The sequence below is a fragment of the Novosphingobium sp. PASSN1 genome (assembly GCF_002278815.1).
Genome location: NZ_NKIS01000010.1, coordinates 79,888 through 98,692, shown reverse-complemented (window position 1 = coordinate 98,692; position 18,805 = coordinate 79,888). Strand labels below are relative to the sequence as shown.

Genomic DNA, 18,805 nt, shown 5'->3' with positions numbered 1-18,805 from the left:
CATTCACTTTACAACGCCAGCGCGCTGCGTCAAGATAAAATGAGTGTTCACTTGAGAAAAAAATGCGCAAGCCCGATCCCGACCTGCAATCCCGCCGTCGCCAGGAAATCATCGATGGGGCCACGCGCTGCTTCACGGCCAATGGCTTTCACCAGAGCAGCATGGCCGACATTTCGGCGGCCGCCGGCCTCAGCATGGGCCTGCTCTATCGCTATTTCCCCAGCAAGACGGCGATCATCGATGCCGTGGCACAGGGCGATCGCGATGCGATGATTGCCGCCGTCGCCGCCCTGCCCGACCATGGCACCGTCGCGGCCGACTGGACCCGATTGCTGGTTGCCACCATCCTCGAAGTGACGGCACCCGGCGCCATCGAACTGCTCAACGAAATTCACGCCGAAGCCGGGCATAATCCGGCCCTGCTCGCCCAGTTGCGGCACAATGACAGCCTGTTGCTGGCGGCGATCCGCGCCAAGCTGGACCATCAGGGCGTGCCGCAACCGGATGGTGCAGCCATGCTGCTGGTGGCGCTGGTCGAAGGGCTGGCCGTGCGGCGCTATCTGATGCCCGGCCTGGATACGGCCGCACTGACACAGCTGGTGGCGCGCGGGTTGGCGCCGATCCTGGCTGCGATCAGCGAGGCGCCGACGGCTGCGGCCGATCCCGCAGGCGCGTGAGCGCAATGACCAGCGCCATCAGCCCGGCAAAGAACAGCACCAGCAACACGATGTTGACCAGCACCTGGGGCAGGCCATATTTGCCGATGTCGATAAAGAAATAGGCATATTTGCCGGTCAGCGCGCCGCGCGCCAGCGCCACCACGGCATAGGCGGTGGGAAAAGGCAGCGCCATCAGCAGTGCCCGCCATTCCAGCCGCACCCGCGGCACCAGCAGCAGCCACCAGCCGGTATAGGCGATCGGCACCACCGAATGCAGCATGGTGTCGATGAACAGGCGGAAGCCGGTGACCGGATTGTAGCGGGCCAGCAGCAGATTGTAGATGCTGCCCACGACGATGATATAGACCGTGGTCGCCGCCAGCGTCGCTGGGCGGTTGAACAGCCCCTGCCCCGGCCCGGCCAGCGCATAGCGGCCGGCGACCAGCGCCACCAGCGTGTTGGTCCAGATGGTGAAATAGCCGTACATCGACAGCACGGATTCCAGCGCCGTCTGGCCCTTTTCGGCAGCGCGCGCGATGTTCAGCCCGGCCTGGGCCAGCACGGCCCCGCCGGCACAAAGCGCCACCAGCGCTGCCACCTGCCGCGCCCGCATGATCTGTCGGTCATTCATAGCGAAAGGCTTAGCGATCCAGCGGCGCCTGTCATGCCATTTTTCAGGGCTGCGGCGACGACGCTTGACTCAATCCGCAATTTCTTTATGTATCACGTAAATTAATCGCGAATCGAAAGGAAACGCCATGCCCATCGCCACCCTCACCCAGCTGCAAGAAAAGAGCCGTTCCCTCCAGTCGCTGTTCAGCTGGCTGTTCGGCTTCGGCTGCTTCCTGCTGTTCAGCGAAATGGCCTATATGCCGCTGAAGGCGGTCGTGCTGGCCGGGCCGGGTGACGTCGACGCCGCCTGGCAGACGCTGGGCCGCACGGCCGTGAACGCGCTGCCCAGCCTGGCCCTGCTCGCTGCGCTCTGGTCGGCCCGCACGCTGTTTCGCGTGCTCGCCACCGGAGAGGTGTTGACCGCCGCCAGCAGCACCGCCCTCGGCCGCGTCGGCGACTGGCTGATCGTCAGCGCCATCTTCGGCCTGGTGCTGGGTCCCTTCGGTGACAAGTTCGACCTGCTCGGCACCGCCTATTTCGGCACGCTGGTCACGCTGACAGCGCTCGGCCTCGCCATTCGCCTGCTCGGCCGCATCCATGCCCTGGCCGCCGACATCGCCGCCGACAACCGCCAGATCATCTGACTCATGCCGATCATCGTCACCCTCGATGTCATGCTGGCCCGGCGGAAAATGCGCGCCAAGGACCTCGCCGCCAGCATCGACATTTCCGAAACGAACCTGTCCCTGCTGCGCTCCGGCAAGGTCAAGGGCGTGCGCTTCGAAACGCTGGAAAAGCTTTGCGCCGCGCTGGATTGCAAACCGGGAGACTTGCTCGACTACACCGAAGAATAGCCCCGGCAGGCTAGAAGGCACGCAACAAAAAAGCCGCCAGTGCAACAGCACTGGCGGCTTGATTGTGAAGCGAAATCACTCAGGCGGCGAGGGCAGCCTGGCGGCGGCGGGCGGCGAAGCCGACCATGCCGAAGCCGACGAGCAGCAGCGACCAGGTCGCCGGCTCGGGGATGTCGCTGATATAGTCGAGCGTCAGCAGGGCCTGGCCACCGGTGATGCTCGGTGCGCTGTAGACCACGTCGGCTGCCGGTAACGAAGAGAACAGGGCCGAAGCATCGGTTGAAAGAGTCACGGTACCGGTCAGGAAGTTCGACAGATTGCTGGTCAGCGTCTGCGTCACGGAAAAGAGCGGGTTCAACTGGTTGAGCGTACGCACCGTGCCCAAGCCAGCGACATTGTTCACGGCATGCGTCTGAGAGTTCGAACCCGACACCGAGAAGCCTTCGCCGCTGGTCGCAGCATTCAGTACGTAGGTCGCCGAAACGTTACGACGACGGCTGTTGGCGGTGCCGCCAGTTGCGTTGTTGGTGGCATCGACGCGACCGTTGATGTTGTAATCGACGGTCAGCTTGACGCCGAGGAGACGACGGCCGGTCAGGCCGGCAGCGTTGAAATTCTGAAAGTTGCTGGCGCGAGCGGTGATCGCTGCATCGTCGAGGGTCGACAGCGTGAAGCTGCGCGTCTGCGTGGTGATCGTGATGGCTGCGGTTGCCGGCGCTGCGAAGGCGACGGTGGCGAGCAGCGGAAGCAGGAATTTCTTGATCACTGGTTAGACCCCTGTGTTTATCGTTCCCTGCCACTGCTGCAGGAATCGTGCCAACACATGAAATCGCGTTAACCTATTGATTCACATCAAAGCGACCTTGATGAAGTTTTCATGACTGTAAACTCTACCGACAGTTTCCGTGCCGGAATCCGGCACCTCAGGCCGCAAACTCCAGGATCACGGCATCCACCGCCAGGCTGTCCCCGGCCTTGGCGTTCACCTTGCCGATCGTGCCCGATTTTTCGGCGCGGAGGATGTTTTCCATCTTCATCGCTTCGACGGTGGCCAGCTGTTGGCCGGCTTCGACCTTGTCGCCTTCCTTGACCGCGATGGAGACGATGAGGCCGGGCATCGGGCAGAGCAGATATTTGCTCATGTCCGGCGCCACCTTCGGAATCATGTGGCGGGCGAGCGCGGCGGCGCGCGGGGTGAGCACGCGGACGCGGTGACTGGCGCCGCGCGTGGCGATCTTCAGGCCGCTGCCGGCCTTTTCGACCGACAGGCTACGGGCCTTGCCGGCGATGACGGCGTTGAACAGGGGTTCGCCCACCCGCCAGTCGGTTTCGACGCTGACCTCGCGGTCGCCGATCTCGACATGGAAGCTGGCGCCGTCGGAAACGCTCACCGGGATCTGTTCGCCGCCCAGTTCCACCACCCAGTCGGTGCCATATTCGGCGCCATGGCCCGACAGCTGACCGTCGATCAGCTGGGCGCGTTCCGCCTCGATGGCCTGGATGACGGCGGCGGTGGAGGCGATAGCGTCGCGCGTGTCGGCATCGACCGGCGCGCCGTGGAAACCGTCGGGATATTCCTCGGCGATGAAGCCGGTGGTGACGCTCTCGCCGGCCTGGAAGCGCGGGTGGGCCATGATCGCCGACAGGAAATCGATATTGTGGTTGATGCCGCGGATGAAATAGCGGTCGAGCGCATCGGCCTGGGCGGCGATGGCCTGGGCCCGCGTCGGGGCATGGGTGATCAGCTTGGCGATCATCGGATCATAGAACATGCTGATTTCGGCGCCTTCGACGACGCCGGTATCGATGCGCACCAGCGCAGTGCCGCCGGACACCATCTCGCGGCCGGCTTCCGGCGGCTGGCAGGCCGACAGGCGGCCGATGCTGGGCAGGAAGCCGCGATAGGGATCTTCGGCATAGATACGGGTTTCGATGGCCCAGCCGTCCAGCCGCACCTCGCTTTGCGTGAACGGCAGGGCCTCGCCGGCGGCGACGCGGATCATCAGCTCGACGAGATCGAGGCCGGTGATGCACTCGGTCACCGGATGCTCGACCTGGAGCCGGGTGTTCATTTCGAGGAAGTAGAAGCTGCGATCGGCGCCGGCGATGAACTCGACCGTGCCGGCGCTGGTGTAGCCGACGTTGCGGGCGAGCGCGACGGCCTGCTCGCCCATCGCGCGGCGCATGTCCGGCGTCACGAAGGGCGACGGCGCTTCCTCGACGACCTTCTGGTGGCGGCGCTGGATCGAACAGTCACGCTCATTCAGATAGATGATGTTGCCGTGCGCATCGCCGATCAGCTGGATCTCGATATGGCGCGGCTGTTCGACGAACTTTTCGATGAAGACGCGGTCATCGCCGAAACTGGCCAGCGCCTCACGCTTGACGCTTTCAAAGCCTTCGCGAACATCGGCCTCGCTCCACGCCAGCCGCATGCCCTTGCCGCCGCCGCCGGCGCTGGCCTTCATCATCACCGGGTAACCGATGCCGCCGGCAATCTCCACGGCATGGTCGGTGCCATCGATCTCGCCGACAAAGCCGGGGACGACGGAGACGCCTGCCGCCTTGGCGCGGCGCTTCGATTCGATCTTGTCGCCCATGGCGGCGATGGCTGGCGCCGGCGGGCCGATGAAGGCGATGCCGGCGGCGCTCAACGCCTCGACGAAGCTGGCGCGCTCGCTGAGGAAGCCATAACCCGGATGCACCGCCTCGGCGCCGGTGGCCTGGCAGGCGGCGATGATCTTGTCGGCGATCAGATAGGATTCGGCTGCGGGCGCCGGGCCGATATGCACCGCCTCATCCGCCTGCTGCACGTGCAGGGCATTGGCATCGGCGTCGGAATAGACAGCGACGGTCTTGATGCCCATGGCGCGCGCCGTGCGAATAACCCGGCAGGCGATTTCGCCGCGATTGGCGATCAGGATTTTCTTGAACATTGGCGCTCCCTCAGCGCCCAGCGTTCAAGCGGGCGAACGCGCCGCCGTCAAGCGGCGGAATGCATCAGCACCGCGCGCCGCCGTCGCAGGGCACCACCCAGCGCGGCAAAGCCGAGGCCGAACAGGGCCCATTGCCCGGGCTCCGGCACCAGGCTGCCGTTGAACTGCACTTCGCTGACAAAGGTATAGGTGTTCGGTGCCTGGACGAACTGGATGCTGTGCTGGCTGCCGGTGAGATTGAGGCCGGTCAGCGTCACCCAGCCGGCGGTGCCGAGCGTGGGTGCCGTGAAGCTGTAGGATTGGCCATCGACCTTGATGTCCGTCGGCGCGATGACGCCACCGAAGTTCGAATTGTCGAGATGGATGGCGATGCCGTCGACGGTGACGCCGCCAGCGAAGACGAAATTGACGATGGGGCTGGGCGCGTAAAAATCCCACCAGCCGACATAGGGGCCATAGCCATTGCCGTCCTCTACCGGAAACCAGATGGCGGCGGCGGCGACACCATCGGTCAGATCGCCGACACCGCCACTGAGCGCGGCATAGTCGCAAATGCTGCAGCCGGCGCCGTTGTAATTGCGATCCCAATAGTTGGAACTGCCGCCGGTGCTCTGCCCGCCGCCATTGCGCATGTCGTAGCGGCTGACGGCCAATTGCGCCGACAGCGCCGGCGTCGCCGCCAACAAGGCCATGGCCGGAATCATCGCACGCATCATCTTGGAGCCCCCTGTCATGCGCCCTGCCCCGGCGCTGCTCAAGGCTAAGCCGGTCCGCAGGCGACAACAATGGCCAGATGAATGACAATTACGTTAAAATTAGGTCGTGCTGGCGTGAGCGCAAAAAGGGCCGCGCCGGTGGTCCCGGCGCGGCCCTGTCTGGTGCTGCCCGTCGGCAGCCTCGTTACGATGTCAGCGGGCCAAAGCGACAGCGTTGCTGGCGCGGGCGACGACCGCCGTGATCTGCGGTTCCACCGCGGCACGTGCCTGGGCGCGGCACGCAGCGATTTCCGCCTGTTCATCCCGATCACCAATTTGGGCGTCACCGCAAGCGCGACGTACGGCAATATTGACCCTGGCTTCCAGTTGCGCGCGGCCGGCGGCAGTGGAAAGGTCCATATTGGTGTAATTGATGCTGACAACACCCACATCAAGCGGCGATGCCGCGACAACGGGAACTGCCGATACCAGCGCCGCGACTGCGACAATGGGCGAGAGGAACTTCTTGATCACAAACAATCTCCTGACATTCAAGATACGATACAGCGTCCTTTCATCCGGTTTGCTGCTAAACCCGGCTATCGGCTCTTGCGAACCATGACCCACAGATTGCTGTGTATCGGCAGCCATTGCAAGCGTTTTGTCACATAAGCGTCACAAAATTGTCTTTTGTACGTAACACAAGCGTCACGAAGCCGAAACACAACCGATGGCGAGGTCCGAAAACCGCCAGACTCCCCGCCCTTTCGGCGCTATATCCCGGGCATGACGCTGCCCGATCCCCAGACCTGCCACGCCGCCATGCTGCACCGTGACCGCGCCTTCGACGGGGTGTTTTTCATCGGCGTCACCTCCACCGGCATCTTCTGCCGGCCGGTCTGCCCGGCGCGGACGCCGAAATTCGAGAATTGCACCTTCCACGCCAGCGCCGCCGCGGCAGCCGCCGCCGGCTTTCGCGCCTGCAAGCGTTGCCGCCCCGAAACCGCCCCCGGTTCGCCGGCCTGGATCGGCAGCGCCGCCAGCGTCGCCCGCGCGCTGAAGCTGATCGATGCCGGCGCCCTCGATGCCACCGACGCGCCGGTGCCGGTGGAGGCGCTGGGCGATCGCCTCGGCCTCGGCGCCCGCCAGGTGCGGCGCCTGTTCGCCCGTGATCTCGGCGTCTCGCCGGTCGCCGTTGCCCAGGCCAAGCGGCTGGCGGTGGCGGTGCGGCTGATCGACGAGACGACCCTGCCGATGGCCGAAGTGGCACTGGCCGCCGGCTTCGGCAGTGTCCGCCGCTTCAACGAAGTCTTCGCCGCCGTTCATGGCGAAACCCCCGCCGCGCGCCGCAAGCGCCAAATCGGAGCCAGTGCCATGCACCTGACCCTTTCCCGCTACCCTGCTCCCATGGCCGAGCTGCTGCTCGTCACCGATGGCGAAGGCCACCTCCGTGCCCTCGACTTCAGCGATTATGAGGAGCGCATGCACCGGCTGCTCGCTCGCCATTATGGCCAGTTCACCCTGGTGCCGGGTGACGCCCCCGTCGCCATCACCGCCGCACTCACCGCCTATTTCGCCGGCGACCTGTCAGCGCTCGACAACATCCCCGTCGCCACTGGCGGCACCGCCTTCCAGCGCAGCGTCTGGGCCGCGCTGCGCCGCATCCCGGCCGGCGCCACCCAGGGCTATGGCGCCCTCGCCGCCGCCATCGGCAAGCCCGGCGCCGCCCGCGCCGTCGGCCTCGCCAACGGCAGCAACCCCGTCGGCATCGTCGTCCCCTGCCACCGCGTCATCGGCGCGTCGGGCGCGCTGACCGGCTATGCCGGCGGGGTGGAGCGCAAGCGCTGGCTGCTGGCGCATGAGGGGGCGGGGCAGGTTTGAAAAGGAGCCTCCGGCGGCTGGGGTCGAAGACCCCAGACCCCATTCATCGATGCGGTCGTAAACACGCCATTCCGGCCTGATGGGCGAAAATCGAATGGGGTCTGGGGTCTTCGACCCCAGCCGCCGGAGGCTATTTTTCCTGGGCGCTAAACCGCCACGAACCGTGCCACCCCGGCCGCATCTGATAGCCGGCGCAGCTTGCCACGCTCTTCCAGCCAGTGCAGATGCGCGACCGCTTCGCCCGTGGCGATGCCATAATCGCCCTCGCCGACCGGCTTGCGGAACAGGGTGGCGAAGCTTTCAAAGGCGGTGCGCGGCACGACGCAGAAGGCCAGCAGCTTGTCGAGCTTGTCGTGATGGTCGTCGCGCAGCTGGTCCAGCCGGGTGTGCAGGCCGGTGAAGGGTTCATTGTGCGCCGGCAGCACCAGCACATCGCCGGGGATGGCGCGCAGTGTCTCGATCGATTCCAGCCAGTCGCCCAGCGGATCGGCAAAGGGTTCGCTGGGATAGACCGAGACGTTGGAGGTGATGCGCGGCAGCACCTGGTCGCCGGAGATCATCAGGCCGTCATCGGAAACGAGGCAGCTGTGTTCCGGCGCATGGCCACGGCCGGTGACAACGCGCCAGCGCCGCGCGCCGATACGCAGCACATCGCCATCCTTGATGCGGCGGAAACCAGCGGGCAGCGGGCTCATGATCTTGTGGAAACTGCCCCAGGGCTTGGCGCGCATCATGTCGACGGCTTCGTTGGGCCAGCCGGCGCGGATCGAGAAGTCGACGGCTTCCGGCGGCGGAGCATCGCGGACATCCAGCATCAGCGTGCGCGCCAGCAGATATTCGGTGCGGGCGATTTCGAGCGCGACGCCCCAGCGCTGGCACAGCCAGCCGGCGAGGCCGAGGTGATCGGGATGGTAATGAGTGACGATCAGCCGCGTCACCGGCTTGCCCGCCATTGGCCCCGCAAACAGGCTTTCCCAGGCCTTTTTGCTGGCACCCATGGCAACGCCGGTATCGACGATGGTCCAGCCATCGCCGCCATCGAGCACCCAGAGGTTGATGTGATCGAGGCCGAAGGGCAGCGGCATCCGCGTCCAGTGCACGCCCGGCGCCACTTCGAACATCGTGCCGCTTTCGGGCACCCAGCGGCCGAAGGGATAATGCAGTCCGCGCAGATCCTCCGGCCCGCGCGGTTCCGCCGGGCTGGCCGGGATGCGGCCGGGCCGGTGGGGCGCGGGTTCCGCCGCGATCATCGAGACATCGGACATGCCGCGACCTTAGGTGCCACGACGAGACGCGTCGACTCCCCTTGCCGATTGCCCTGCTTCAAGGGATAGGCGGGCAGCATGCATCCCAATGCCGCCTTTCGCCTCGCGGATGATCCGCTGGCCTTTGTCGCCGCGCACGGCTTTGCGCATCTGTTCGCCATGACGGCGGACGGCCTGCGCGTTGCCCATGCGCCGCTGCTGCTGGTCGATGGCCGGCTGCGCTTCCATCTGGCGCGCGGCAACGCCCTGCACGATCATTGCCATGGCGGCCGGGTGCTCGCCAGCATCGGCGGGCCGGGCAGCTACATCAGCCCCAATTGGTATGCGGCGCCGGCCAGCAATGTGCCGACCTGGAATTACGGCGTGGTCGAGGTGGAGGGCGCGGTGACGGCGCTGGACTGGGACGGGCTGCACGCCCTGCTCGAGCTGTCGTCGGCAACGTTCGAGCCGCGCGTCGGCGAGGACTGGACCATGGCCAAGATGGACCCCGCACGCCGCGACGCGATGATGCGGGCGATCACCGGCTTCGAACTGATGCCGGACGTCATCCGCACCACCGACAAGCACAGCCAGAACCGCAGCGAGGCCGACGCCCGTGGCGTGGTGGCGGCGCTGGAACAGCGCGGCGACGCGGCGGGCGCTGCAGCAATCAGAAGGACACGCGGATGGTAAGGCTGGCGGTCTTTGATTGCGACGGCACGCTGATCGACAGCCAGGTCAACATCCTGCGCGCCATGGCCGACAGCTTCACCCGCCACGGCCTGGTGCCGCCGCCGGAGCATGCCACCCGCCGTATCGTCGGCCTCAGCCTGCTCGAAGCCGTGCAGGTGCTGCTGCCGGATGCCGAACTGGCCCTGCAACAGAGCCTCGCCCAGGATTACAAGACCGCCTTCCAGCGCCTGCGCGCCGATCGCAGCCTCGATCCCGAACCGCTGTATCCGGGCGTCGCCGCCGGGCTGGCGCAGCTGGAGGCGCAGGGCTGGCTGCTCGGTGTCGCCACCGGCAAGTCCGATCGCGGGCTGGCGCTGGCGCTGGCGCACCATGGCCTGACCGATCATTTCGTCACGCTGCAGACCGCCGACCGCCACCCGTCGAAACCCCACCCCGCGATGCTGCGCGCCGCGATGGCCGAGGCTGGGGCCGAGGCCGGCGCCACCGTCATTATCGGCGACACGGTGTTCGACATGGGCATGGGCGTGAATGCCGGCGTGCGCGCCATCGGCGTCGACTGGGGCTATCATGAACCCGACGAATTGCGCGAGGCCGGCGCCGAAACCGTGGTCAGCGATTTCGCCACGCTGATCGCCCGGCTGGAGGCCGCATGACCGAACCGCCCATCCTGACGCCGCGCACGGCGCGCAACCGTTTCCTCGGCTATTTCGGGTTGAAGCTCTGTGGCCTTGCTGCGCTGTTCGGCGGGGTGTTCCTGGCCAAGGAAGCCGGCGGCGCGACGGTTGTCAGCGTGCTGCTGCTGATCGTCGGCGCCGCTAGCCTGTTCGTCCGGCCGAAGCATCTCGGCCTGACGACGCGGCCGGAACGATGAGGGTCGAGATCGCCCCCGCCACCTCTCCCCGGCGGGGAGAGGTGGGCGATGAAACGCTTCTACACTGCCGCCGCCGTCGCCGGCACCGCCGCGCCGATCGGCATCACCCTCGACGGACGCCCGCTGCGCACCCCCGGCCGGCTGGCGCTCGACCTGCCGACCCGCACGCTGGCCGAGGCTATCGCCGGCGAATGGAATGCGCAGACCGACAGCATCGACCCGCGCACCATGCCGCTCACCGGCCTCGCCAATGCCGCGGTCGAACGCGTCGCGGCTGACCCTGACAGCTTTGCGACCGGCCTCGCCCGCTATGCCGAAAGCGAGCTGCTCGCCTATCGCGCCGATTACCCACCGGCGCTGGTGGCGCGCCAGCAGGCGGAATGGGACCCCTGGCTGGCCTGGGCGCGGTCGCGGTACGATGTCGATTTTACCCTCGTCACCGGCATCATGCACCAGCCGCAACCGCCGGCGACGCTGGCGCGCATCACCGCTGCCTATCGCGCGCTCGATGCCTTCCGGCTGGCGGCGCTCAACCCCATCGTCACCATCACCGGCTCGGCCATCCTGGGCCTGGCGCTGGCCGAAGGCGCGCTCGATGCCGCCACGGCCTGGACGGTCAGCCATCTCGACGAGCTGTGGCAGGCCGAACAATGGGGCAAGGACCCGCTGGCCGAGGCTGGCCATGCCGAGCGGCAGCGCGATCTGGCGACGGCGGCGACGTTTTTGCAACTCCTGTGACTCCCTCCCCCCTGCGGGGAGGGAGTTCGGTCTTTACCTCTTCGCCGTCGCTGCTAAGCACGAATCGACAAATCCGGGGACGACCATGCTGAAGACGCTCGAAGAACTGGAACGCCGCCGTGACGCCGCCCGTGCCGGCGGTGGCGAGAAGCGCATCGCCGCCCAGCACGCCAAGGGCCGGCTGACGGCGCGCGAGCGGCTCGACATCTTGCTCGATCCCGGTTCGTTCGAGGAGCTCGACATGTATGTCGAGCACAATTGCGTCGATTTCGGCATGGCCGAACAGAAGATTCCGGGCGATGGCGTCGTCACCGGTTCGGGCACGATCAACGGCCGGCTGGTCTTCGTGTTCTCCCAGGATTTCACCGTCTTCGGCGGGTCGCTGTCGGAACGCCACGCCCAGAAGATCTGCAAGATCATGGATATGGCGATGAAGGTCGGCGCGCCGGTCATCGGCCTCAACGATTCGGGCGGCGCCCGCATCCAGGAGGGCGTCGCCTCGCTCGGCGGCTATGCCGAAGTGTTCCAGCGCAACGTGCTGGCCTCGGGAGTCGTCCCGCAGATCAGCCTCATCATGGGCCCTTGCGCCGGCGGTGCCGTCTATTCGCCGGCGATGACCGACTTCATCTTCATGGTGAAGGATTCGTCCTACATGTTCGTCACCGGCCCCGATGTGGTGAAGACGGTGACCAACGAGTTGGTGACCCAGGAGGAACTGGGCGGCGCCATCACCCACACCACCAAGTCAGGCGTTGCCGATGTGGCGATGGAGGATGATGTCGATGCGCTGCTGCGCACGCGGCTGTTCTTCGACTTCCTGCCGCTCAACAACCGCGACGGCGCGCCATATCGCCCCAGCGCCGATGATCCCGGCCGTATCGAGATGAGCCTCGACACGCTGGTGCCGCCTTCGGCCAACAAGCCCTATGACATGCACGAGCTGATCCGAAAGGTCGCCGACGAAGGCGAATTCTTCGAATTGCAGCCCGGCCATGCCGGCAACATCATCATCGGTTTCGCCCGTATCGAGGGCCATACCGTCGGCATCGTCGCCAACCAGCCGATGGTGCTGGCCGGCTGCCTCGACATCAATTCGTCGAAAAAGGCCGGGCGTTTCGTGCGCTTCTGCGATGCGTTCAGCATCCCCATCGTCACCTTCGTCGATGTCCCCGGCTTCCTGCCCGGCGTGGCGCAGGAGCATAACGGCATCATCAAGCACGGCGCGAAGCTGCTGTTCGCTTATGCCGAAGCGACCGTGCCCAAGATCACCGTTATCACGCGCAAGGCCTATGGCGGCGCCTATGACGTGATGGCGTCCAAGCATCTGCGCGGCGATTTGAACTACGCCTGGCCGACCGCCGAAATCGCGGTGATGGGCGCGAAGGGCGCGGTGGAAATCATCTTCCGCGGGCTTTCCACCGAAGAGCAGGCGCAGAAGACCAAGGAATACGAAGACCGCTTCGCCAACCCGTTCGTGGCGGCGAGCAAGGGCTTCATCGACGAGGTGATCCACCCGCACTCGACGCGGCGGCGCATCGCGCTCGGTCTGCGGAAACTGCGGAACAAGAGCCTCGAGAACCCTTGGAAGAAGCACGACAATATTCCGCTCTGAGCGGCGGCTTGAAGGACAATTCGCATGACTGACATCTTCATCGTTTCCGGCGCGCGCACGGCCATCGGCACGTTTGGCGGCAGCCTTGCCTCGTTCCGTCCGGCGGATCTGGGCACCATCGTGATCAAGGAGGCGATTGCCCGCGCGGGTCTTACGCCTGACGCCATCGAGAACGTGGTGATCGGCACCGTTGTGCCGACGCAGCCGAAGGACGCCTATGTCAGCCGCGTCGCGGCGGTGAACGCTGGCGTTCCCATTGAGAGCCCGGCGATGAACGTGAACCGGCTGTGCGGCTCGGGCCTGCAGGCGATTGTCTCGGCGGCGCAGGGCATTGCGCTGGGCGAGCAGCAGATTGCCATCGGCGGCGGCTGCGAGGTCATGTCGAACGCGCCGCATATGGTGCTGACGGCGCGCAACGGGCAGAAGATGGGCGATCAGATCATGATGGACGTCATGCTCGGCGCGCTGCACGATCCGTTCGAGAACATCCATATGGGCGTGACGGCGGAGAACATCGCCGAGCAGCACCAGATCACGCGTGAGGCGCAGGACGCGCTGGCGGTCGAAAGCCACCGCCGCGCCGCTGCCGCGACGGCTGCGGGCTACTTCAAGGAGCAGATCGTCCCGGTCGAGATCAAGACACGCAAGGGCACGACCGTGTTCGACACCGACGAGCATTTCCGCGCCGATGCCAGCCTTGAGGGGATGGCGGGGCTGCGTCCTGTGTTCAAGAAGGACGGCACCGTCACTGCCGGCAATGCCAGCGGCATCAACGACGGCGCGGGCGCGGTTGTGCTGGCGAGCGGCGAAGCGGTGGCCGAGCATGGCTTGAAGCCGATCGCCAAGATCCTGGCGTGGGGCCATGCGGGCGTGGAGCCTAGCGTGATGGGTCTCGGCCCGGTGAAGGCCGTGCCGGTGGCGCTGAAGCGTGCGGGGCTGACGCTCGACCAGATCGACGTGATCGAGAGCAACGAGGCCTTCGCGGCGCAGGCTTGCGGCGTCGCCAAGGAGCTGGGCTTCGATCCCGCCAAGACCAACGTCAACGGTTCGGGCATCTCGCTCGGCCATCCGATTGGCGCGACCGGCGCAATCCTGACGATCAAGGCGGCTTACGAGCTGCAGCGCACCGGGGGCCAGTATGGCCTCATCACGATGTGCATCGGCGGCGGTCAGGGCATCGCCATGGTGATCGAGAGGGTTTGATCATGAAGCTGGGCAGGCTGAACCATATCGGCGTAGCGACGCCTTCGATTGCGGACAGCATCGTGTTCTGGCGCGATGTGATGGGCGCGACGAAGATCCACGAGCCGTTCGAGCTGCCCGAGCAGGGCGTGAAGGTGTGCTTCGTTGACACGCCCGGCGCGGACGGGGCGCTCAATGGCACGCAGATCGAGTTGATCGAGCCGCTGCCGGGCAATGCCGGGATCGCCGCTTTTCTCGCCAAGAATCCGGCGGGCGGGCAGCACCACATGTGCTATGAAGTGCCCGATATTCACGCGGCCAAGGCGGCGTTCGAGGCGCTGGGCAAGCGCGTGCTGGGCGAACCGCGCATCGGCGCGCACGGGACGCTGATCTTCTTCGTGCACCCCAAGGACATGGGCGGCGTGCTGACCGAGATCATGGAGACGCCGAAAGGCGGGCACTGAGCTAGAAGCCCTCTCCCCTTCAGGGGGGAGGGTTTGGGAGGGGGGAGTGCGCACAGCGAGCGTCGAGGCCCCTCTCCAACTTCGGCTAGGCGCATTCGCGCCAAGCCTTCGTATCCTCTCCCCTCAAGGGGAGAGGGCAAAGAGGTGAAGCATGGCAAATATCGAAGACTGGCAGAAGGCCGCCTCGAAGGAAGTGAAGGGCAAGGACCTCACCTGGCAGACGCCGGAAGGCATTGCCGTGAAGCCGCTCTACACTGCGGAAGATGCGCCCGTCGATCCGGGCCTGCCCGGCTTTGCGCCGTTCACGCGCGGGGTGCGCGCTTCGATGTATGCAGGGCGTCCGTGGACGATCCGGCAATATGCGGGCTTCTCCACCGCCGAGGAATCGAACGCGTTCTATCGCCGCAATCTGGCGGCGGGGCAGAAGGGCTTGTCGGTCGCGTTCGATCTGGCGACGCACCGGGGCTATGACAGCGACCATCCGCGCGTGGTCGGCGATGTCGGCAAGGCGGGCGTGGCCATCGACTCGGTCGAGGATATGAAGATCCTGTTCGACGGGATTCCGCTCGATCAGATGTCCGTTTCGATGACCATGAACGGCGCGGTGATCCCGATCCTCGCGTTCTTCATCGTGGCAGGCGAGGAGCAGGGCGTGCCGCGCGCCGCGCTCGACGGGACCATCCAGAACGACATCCTCAAGGAGTTCATGGTCCGGAACACCTATATCTACCCGCCCGAGCCTTCGATGCGGATCATCTCGGACATCTTCGGCTACACCAGCCGCGAGATGCCCAAGTTCAATTCGATCTCGATTTCCGGCTATCACATGCAGGAAGCTGGTGCGACGCAGGTGCAGGAGCTGGCCTTCACCATCGCCGACGGCATGGAATACGTGAAGTACGGCGTGGCCTCGGGCCTCGATATCGACAAGTTTGCCGGGCGGCTCAGCTTCTTCTTCGCCATCGGCATGAATTTCTTCATGGAAGTGGCCAAGCTGCGCGCCGCGCGTGTGCTATGGCACCGGGTGATGACGCAGCTGGGCGCGCAGGATGAGCGGAGCAAGATGCTGCGCACGCATTGCCAGACCTCGGGCGTGAGCTTGCAGGAGCAGGATCCCTACAACAACGTGATCCGCACCACGATCGAGGCGATGGCCGCGATGCTGGGCGGCACGCAGTCGCTCCACACCAATGCGCTCGATGAAGCCATCGCGCTGCCGACCGACTTTTCCGCGCGCATCGCGCGCAACACGCAGATCGTGATCCAGGAAGAGACCGGCATGTGCAACGTGGTCGATCCGCTCGGCGGGTCGTACTACATTGAGGCGCTAACGCAGGAACTGGTGGACAAGGCCTGGGAGATCATCGAGCGCGTGGAAAGCGAAGGCGGCATGGCGAAGGCCGTGGCGGCGGGCTGGCCCAAGGCGATGATCGAGGAGGCCGCTGCGGGCCGTCAGGCGCGGGTGGACAAGGGCGATGACGTGATCGTCGGCGTCAACAAGTACCGCCTCGCCAGCGAGGACCAGCTCGATACGCTGGAAGTCGACAACATGGCCGTGCGCGAAGGGCAGATCGCGCGGCTGAAGTGGGTGCGCGAGAACCGCGACGAGACGAAGTGCCGCGCTGCTTTGAACGCTCTCACCGAAGGCGCGAAGACCGGCGGCAACCTGCTCGAACTGGCAGTGGAAGCCGCACGCCACCGCGCCACGCTGGGCGAGATTTCGGATGCGATGGAAATCGTCTTCGGCCGCCACGGCACGCACCCGACCCCGGTGCGCGGCGTCTACAGCGCTTATTACGCGGGCGATTCGCGCTACCAGCAGGTGCTCGACGGCGTGGAAGCCGTGACGCGCCGTCTGGGCCGCGCGCCGCGGATGCTCGTCTCCAAGATGGGCCAGGACGGGCATGACCGCGGCGCGAACGTGATCGCCTCTGCCTTTGGCGACATGGGCTTCGACGTGGTCAGCAGCCCGTTGTTCCAGACGCCTGAGGAAGCCGCGAAACTGGCCCTGGAGAACGAGGTCGACGCGGTCGGCGCGTCGTCGCTGGCGGCAGGCCACAAGACGCTGATCCCCGAACTCATCCGCCACCTCCGCGAAGCGGGCCGCAGCGATATCAAGGTCGTCGCGGGCGGGGTGATCCCCCCGCAGGACTACGACTTCCTGCGCGAGGCCGGGGTGCAGGGCATCTATGGCCCTGGCACCAACGTGGTCGAGGCAGCGGCGGATATGCTGCGCCTGCTGGGACACAACATGCCGCCTGCGGGCGAAGAACTGGCGGCGGCGGAGTAAGCGAAATGTTCAAGAAAATCCTCATCGCCAACCGTGGCGAAATTGCCTGCCGCGTTATCAAGACCGCGCGCCGGATGGGTATCCAGACCGTTGCGGTCTATTCGGATGCCGATGCGCGCGCGCCGTTTGTGAAGATGGCCGACGAGGCGGTGCATATCGGGCCTTCGCCTGCCGCGCAGTCCTATCTCATCGCGGACAAGATCATCGCGGCCTGCAAGCAGACGGGCGCCGAGGCGGTGCATCCGGGCTATGGCTTCCTTTCGGAGCGCACGAGCTTTGCGGAAGAGCTGGCCAAGAACGGCATCGCGTTCATCGGGCCGCCCGTGAACGCCATCGCCGCAATGGGCGACAAGATCGAATCGAAGAAGCTGGCGAAGGCGGCGGGCGTCAATGTCGTCCCCGGTTTCGTGGGTGAGATCGAGGATACCGAGCACGCGGTGCGTATTTCGGACGAGATCGGCTATCCGGTGATGATGAAGGCTTCGGCCGGCGGCGGCGGCAAGGGGATGCGCCTCGCCTATTCCGAGAAGGACGTCCGCGAGGGCTTCGAGGCGGTGAAGCGCGAGGGCCTGAACTCGTTCGGCGACGACCGCGTGTTCATCGAGAAGTTCATCCTCAACCCGCGCCACATCGAGATCCAGATCCTCGGCGACCAGCACGGCAACATTCTTTACCTCAACGAGCGCGAATGCTCGATCCAGCGCCGCCACCAGAAGGTGGTGGAGGAGGCGCCCTCGCCGTTCGTGACGCCCAAGATGCGCAAGGCGATGGGCGAGCAGTGCGTCGCGCTCTCCCGCGCGGTCGGATATTATTCCGCGGGCACGGTGGAGCTGATCGTTTCGGGCGCGGACCCGAGCGGCGAGAGCTTCTACTTCCTCGAAATGAACACCCGCCTGCAGGTGGAGCACCCGGTTACCGAAGCGATCACCGGCATCGACCTTGTCGAGCAGATGATCCGCGTGGCGGCTGGCGAGAAGCTCTCCTTCACGCAGGACGATATCGGCATCGACGGCTGGGCCATCGAGAACCGCGTCTATGCCGAAGACCCCTATCGCGGCTTCCTGCCCTCGACCGGGCGTCTGGTGCGCTATGATCCGCCGGTGGAAGGCTGGACCGACGACGGCGAGGCCAATGGTCGTCGCGGCGTGGGCGGCGTGCGCGTGGACGACGGCGTCTACGAAGGCGGCGAAGTCTCGATGTTCTACGACCCGATGATCGCCAAGCTGGTGACCTGGGGCGAGACGCGCGACGAGGCAGCGGACCGCCAGATCGAAGCGCTCGATGCGTTCGAGATCGAGGGGCTGGGCCACAACATCGATTTCGTCTCGGCGATCATGCAGCACCCGCGCTTCCGTTCGGGTGAACTGACCACCGGCTTCATCGCCGAGGAATACCCGGACGGCTTCCACGGCGCGGCGACGTCTGAGGAAACCAAGCGTTCGCTTGCGGCGCTGGCGGGCTTCCTCGCCACGGCGCGGTCTGACCGGGCGCGGCAGGTCGATGGCCAACTCGGCGATACGCTTGATCCGCCGTCCGACTGGGCAGTGCGGATTGGCGAAAGCGACTTTGCCGTCACGGTCGACGAGGAAGGGATTGCCGTCGACGGCGAGGAAGTCGATCTGGAGCTGGAATACACCCCCGGCGACCGCGTTGTCATGGCCGAAGTGGGAGGCAAGCCGCTGACGGTGAAGGTTGCCACGCGCCCCGCCGGCTTCAGGCTGACGACGCGCGGCGCGAGCCATGACGTGCGCGTGCTGCCCGCGCGAATCGCGCCGCTGACGCAGCACATGATCGCCAAGGTCGCGCCGGACATGTCGAGGTACCTCGTCTGCCCGATGCCAGGGCTGCTCGTGGCGCTGCATGTCGGCGTTGGCGATACGGTGGAGGCCGGGCAGCCGCTGGCGGTGGTCGAGGCGATGAAGATGGAGAACATCCTGCGCGCCGAGAAATCGGGCAAGGTCAAGGCGGTGAACGCGGCGCAGGGCGAAAGTCTTGCAGTGGATGCGATCATCCTCGAAATGGAGTAGAAGCCCGGCTGATGCAGAGGCTCACTTTCCTGCATGAGTCCCTGCGG

19 protein-coding genes are annotated in these 18,805 nt (G+C 65.7%); 13 read left to right on the top strand and 6 right to left on the bottom strand.

Translation table 11 applies throughout. The annotated features are described in order from the left end of the window. The first annotated feature begins 62 nt into the window (after nucleotides 1–62). Nucleotides 63–677 (top strand): TetR/AcrR family transcriptional regulator, encoded by a 615-nt coding sequence (locus CFE35_RS16555; protein ID WP_292932187.1) that lies wholly within the window; start codon nucleotides 63–65, stop codon nucleotides 675–677. Here CFE35_RS16555 and CFE35_RS16550 read toward each other — a convergent pair. Beyond that, a complete protein-coding gene (locus tag CFE35_RS16550) occupies nucleotides 634–1,290 on the bottom strand; it encodes a Pr6Pr family membrane protein (protein ID WP_292932186.1) in 657 nt (218 codons plus the stop codon). The two genes, CFE35_RS16555 and CFE35_RS16550, sit on opposite strands and share 44 nt — an antisense overlap. 127 nt (nucleotides 1,291–1,417) lie before the next feature. On the opposite strand from CFE35_RS16550, the gene CFE35_RS16545 reads away from it, so the two are divergent. Both CFE35_RS16545 and CFE35_RS16540 read left to right on the top strand, forming a co-directional pair. Next, nucleotides 1,418–1,915, top strand: a complete 498-nt coding sequence (locus CFE35_RS16545; RefSeq protein WP_292932185.1) for a hypothetical protein — start codon at nucleotides 1,418–1,420, stop codon at nucleotides 1,913–1,915. A gap of 3 nt (nucleotides 1,916–1,918) precedes the next feature. Further along, on the top strand, nucleotides 1,919–2,125 hold the full coding sequence (locus tag CFE35_RS16540; RefSeq protein ID WP_292932184.1) for a helix-turn-helix transcriptional regulator: 207 nt from the start codon (nucleotides 1,919–1,921) through the stop codon (nucleotides 2,123–2,125). Between the two features lie 79 nt (nucleotides 2,126–2,204). Here the strand turns inward: CFE35_RS16540 and CFE35_RS16535 are convergent, their stop codons facing one another. From CFE35_RS16535 to CFE35_RS16520, 4 genes are all read right to left on the bottom strand, one after another. Next, nucleotides 2,205–2,891, bottom strand: coding sequence for a PEPxxWA-CTERM sorting domain-containing protein (locus CFE35_RS16535; RefSeq protein ID WP_292932183.1), 687 nt, complete (start codon nucleotides 2,889–2,891; stop codon nucleotides 2,205–2,207). A 157-nt stretch (nucleotides 2,892–3,048) separates the two neighbouring features. Continuing rightward, on the bottom strand, nucleotides 3,049–5,061 hold the full coding sequence (locus tag CFE35_RS16530; protein WP_292932181.1) for an acetyl/propionyl/methylcrotonyl-CoA carboxylase subunit alpha: 2,013 nt from the start codon (nucleotides 5,059–5,061) through the stop codon (nucleotides 3,049–3,051). Nucleotides 5,062–5,108: 47 nt separating this feature from the next. Further along, nucleotides 5,109–5,777 (bottom strand): PEP-CTERM sorting domain-containing protein, encoded by a 669-nt coding sequence (locus tag CFE35_RS16525; protein ID WP_292932179.1) that lies wholly within the window; start codon nucleotides 5,775–5,777, stop codon nucleotides 5,109–5,111. A 192-nt stretch (nucleotides 5,778–5,969) separates the two neighbouring features. Beyond that, nucleotides 5,970–6,290, bottom strand: a complete 321-nt coding sequence (locus CFE35_RS16520; RefSeq protein ID WP_292932177.1) for a UrcA family protein — start codon at nucleotides 6,288–6,290, stop codon at nucleotides 5,970–5,972. Nucleotides 6,291–6,542: 252 nt separating this feature from the next. Here CFE35_RS16520 and CFE35_RS16515 point away from each other — a divergent pair, with 252 nt between their 5' ends. Then, nucleotides 6,543–7,637 carry a bifunctional transcriptional activator/DNA repair enzyme AdaA gene (locus tag CFE35_RS16515; protein ID WP_292932175.1) on the top strand — a complete coding sequence of 365 codons (1,095 nt, stop codon included), beginning with the start codon at nucleotides 6,543–6,545 and terminating at the stop codon, nucleotides 7,635–7,637. 146 nt (nucleotides 7,638–7,783) lie between these two features. Here the strand turns inward: CFE35_RS16515 and CFE35_RS16510 are convergent, their stop codons facing one another. Further along, nucleotides 7,784–8,902: an MBL fold metallo-hydrolase gene (locus tag CFE35_RS16510; protein WP_292932173.1), complete on the bottom strand. Its 1,119-nt coding sequence runs from the start codon at nucleotides 8,900–8,902 to the stop codon at nucleotides 7,784–7,786. Between the two features lie 78 nt (nucleotides 8,903–8,980). Between CFE35_RS16510 and CFE35_RS16505 the strand changes: the two genes are divergently transcribed. From CFE35_RS16505 to CFE35_RS16465, 9 genes are all read left to right on the top strand, one after another. Further along, on the top strand, nucleotides 8,981–9,574 hold the full coding sequence (locus CFE35_RS16505) for an FMN-binding negative transcriptional regulator (RefSeq protein ID WP_292932171.1): 594 nt from the start codon (nucleotides 8,981–8,983) through the stop codon (nucleotides 9,572–9,574). Further along, nucleotides 9,568–10,227, top strand: a complete 660-nt coding sequence (locus tag CFE35_RS16500; RefSeq protein WP_292932169.1) for an HAD-IA family hydrolase — start codon at nucleotides 9,568–9,570, stop codon at nucleotides 10,225–10,227. Before CFE35_RS16505 ends, CFE35_RS16500 begins: the two co-directional genes overlap by 7 nt. Then, nucleotides 10,224–10,445: a hypothetical protein gene (locus CFE35_RS16495; protein ID WP_292932168.1), complete on the top strand. Its 222-nt coding sequence runs from the start codon at nucleotides 10,224–10,226 to the stop codon at nucleotides 10,443–10,445. The genes CFE35_RS16500 and CFE35_RS16495 overlap by 4 nt, the downstream gene beginning before the upstream one ends. 48 nt (nucleotides 10,446–10,493) lie before the next feature. Further along, nucleotides 10,494–11,183 (top strand): ATP12 family protein, encoded by a 690-nt coding sequence (locus tag CFE35_RS16490; protein WP_292932166.1) that lies wholly within the window; start codon nucleotides 10,494–10,496, stop codon nucleotides 11,181–11,183. Between the two features lie 85 nt (nucleotides 11,184–11,268). Continuing rightward, a complete protein-coding gene (locus CFE35_RS16485) occupies nucleotides 11,269–12,795 on the top strand; it encodes an acyl-CoA carboxylase subunit beta (RefSeq protein ID WP_292932164.1) in 1,527 nt (508 codons plus the stop codon). A 24-nt stretch (nucleotides 12,796–12,819) separates the two neighbouring features. Continuing rightward, complete coding sequence (locus CFE35_RS16480) at nucleotides 12,820–13,998, top strand: acetyl-CoA C-acyltransferase family protein (protein ID WP_292932162.1); 1,179 nt, start codon at nucleotides 12,820–12,822, stop codon at nucleotides 13,996–13,998. 2 nt (nucleotides 13,999–14,000) lie between these two features. Continuing rightward, the gene (gene mce / locus CFE35_RS16475) at nucleotides 14,001–14,441 is read left to right on the top strand and encodes a methylmalonyl-CoA epimerase (RefSeq protein ID WP_292932160.1); all 441 of its coding nucleotides are present in this window, start codon (nucleotides 14,001–14,003) and stop codon (nucleotides 14,439–14,441) included. 151 nt (nucleotides 14,442–14,592) lie between these two features. Continuing rightward, complete coding sequence (scpA, locus tag CFE35_RS16470) at nucleotides 14,593–16,731, top strand: methylmalonyl-CoA mutase (RefSeq protein ID WP_292932159.1); 2,139 nt, start codon at nucleotides 14,593–14,595, stop codon at nucleotides 16,729–16,731. Nucleotides 16,732–16,736: 5 nt separating this feature from the next. Beyond that, nucleotides 16,737–18,758: an acetyl/propionyl/methylcrotonyl-CoA carboxylase subunit alpha gene (locus CFE35_RS16465; protein WP_292932157.1), complete on the top strand. Its 2,022-nt coding sequence runs from the start codon at nucleotides 16,737–16,739 to the stop codon at nucleotides 18,756–18,758. Nucleotides 18,759–18,805 lie beyond the last annotated feature (47 nt).

Excerpts from the sequence above, each read along its gene's own strand:
- CFE35_RS16555 (WP_292932187.1), top strand. The coding sequence starts at position 63 with ATGCGCAAGCCCGATCCCGACCTGCAATCCCGCCGTCGCCAGGAAATC.
- CFE35_RS16490 (WP_292932166.1), top strand. The coding sequence starts at position 10,494 with ATGAAACGCTTCTACACTGCCGCCGCCGTCGCCGGCACCGCCGCGCCG.
- CFE35_RS16550 (WP_292932186.1), bottom strand. The coding sequence starts at position 1,290 with ATGAATGACCGACAGATCATGCGGGCGCGGCAGGTGGCAGCGCTGGTG.
- CFE35_RS16530 (WP_292932181.1), bottom strand. The coding sequence starts at position 5,061 with ATGTTCAAGAAAATCCTGATCGCCAATCGCGGCGAAATCGCCTGCCGG.
- CFE35_RS16485 (WP_292932164.1), top strand. The coding sequence starts at position 11,269 with ATGCTGAAGACGCTCGAAGAACTGGAACGCCGCCGTGACGCCGCCCGT.
- scpA (WP_292932159.1), top strand. The coding sequence starts at position 14,593 with ATGGCAAATATCGAAGACTGGCAGAAGGCCGCCTCGAAGGAAGTGAAG.
- mce (WP_292932160.1), top strand. The coding sequence starts at position 14,001 with ATGAAGCTGGGCAGGCTGAACCATATCGGCGTAGCGACGCCTTCGATT.
- CFE35_RS16505 (WP_292932171.1), top strand. The coding sequence starts at position 8,981 with ATGCATCCCAATGCCGCCTTTCGCCTCGCGGATGATCCGCTGGCCTTT.
- CFE35_RS16540 (WP_292932184.1), top strand. The coding sequence starts at position 1,919 with ATGCCGATCATCGTCACCCTCGATGTCATGCTGGCCCGGCGGAAAATG.
- CFE35_RS16495 (WP_292932168.1), top strand. The coding sequence starts at position 10,224 with ATGACCGAACCGCCCATCCTGACGCCGCGCACGGCGCGCAACCGTTTC.
- CFE35_RS16515 (WP_292932175.1), top strand. The coding sequence starts at position 6,543 with ATGACGCTGCCCGATCCCCAGACCTGCCACGCCGCCATGCTGCACCGT.
- CFE35_RS16465 (WP_292932157.1), top strand. The coding sequence starts at position 16,737 with ATGTTCAAGAAAATCCTCATCGCCAACCGTGGCGAAATTGCCTGCCGC.
- CFE35_RS16480 (WP_292932162.1), top strand. The coding sequence starts at position 12,820 with ATGACTGACATCTTCATCGTTTCCGGCGCGCGCACGGCCATCGGCACG.
- CFE35_RS16510 (WP_292932173.1), bottom strand. The coding sequence starts at position 8,902 with ATGTCCGATGTCTCGATGATCGCGGCGGAACCCGCGCCCCACCGGCCC.
- CFE35_RS16545 (WP_292932185.1), top strand. The coding sequence starts at position 1,418 with ATGCCCATCGCCACCCTCACCCAGCTGCAAGAAAAGAGCCGTTCCCTC.
- CFE35_RS16500 (WP_292932169.1), top strand. The coding sequence starts at position 9,568 with ATGGTAAGGCTGGCGGTCTTTGATTGCGACGGCACGCTGATCGACAGC.
- CFE35_RS16525 (WP_292932179.1), bottom strand. The coding sequence starts at position 5,777 with ATGATGCGTGCGATGATTCCGGCCATGGCCTTGTTGGCGGCGACGCCG.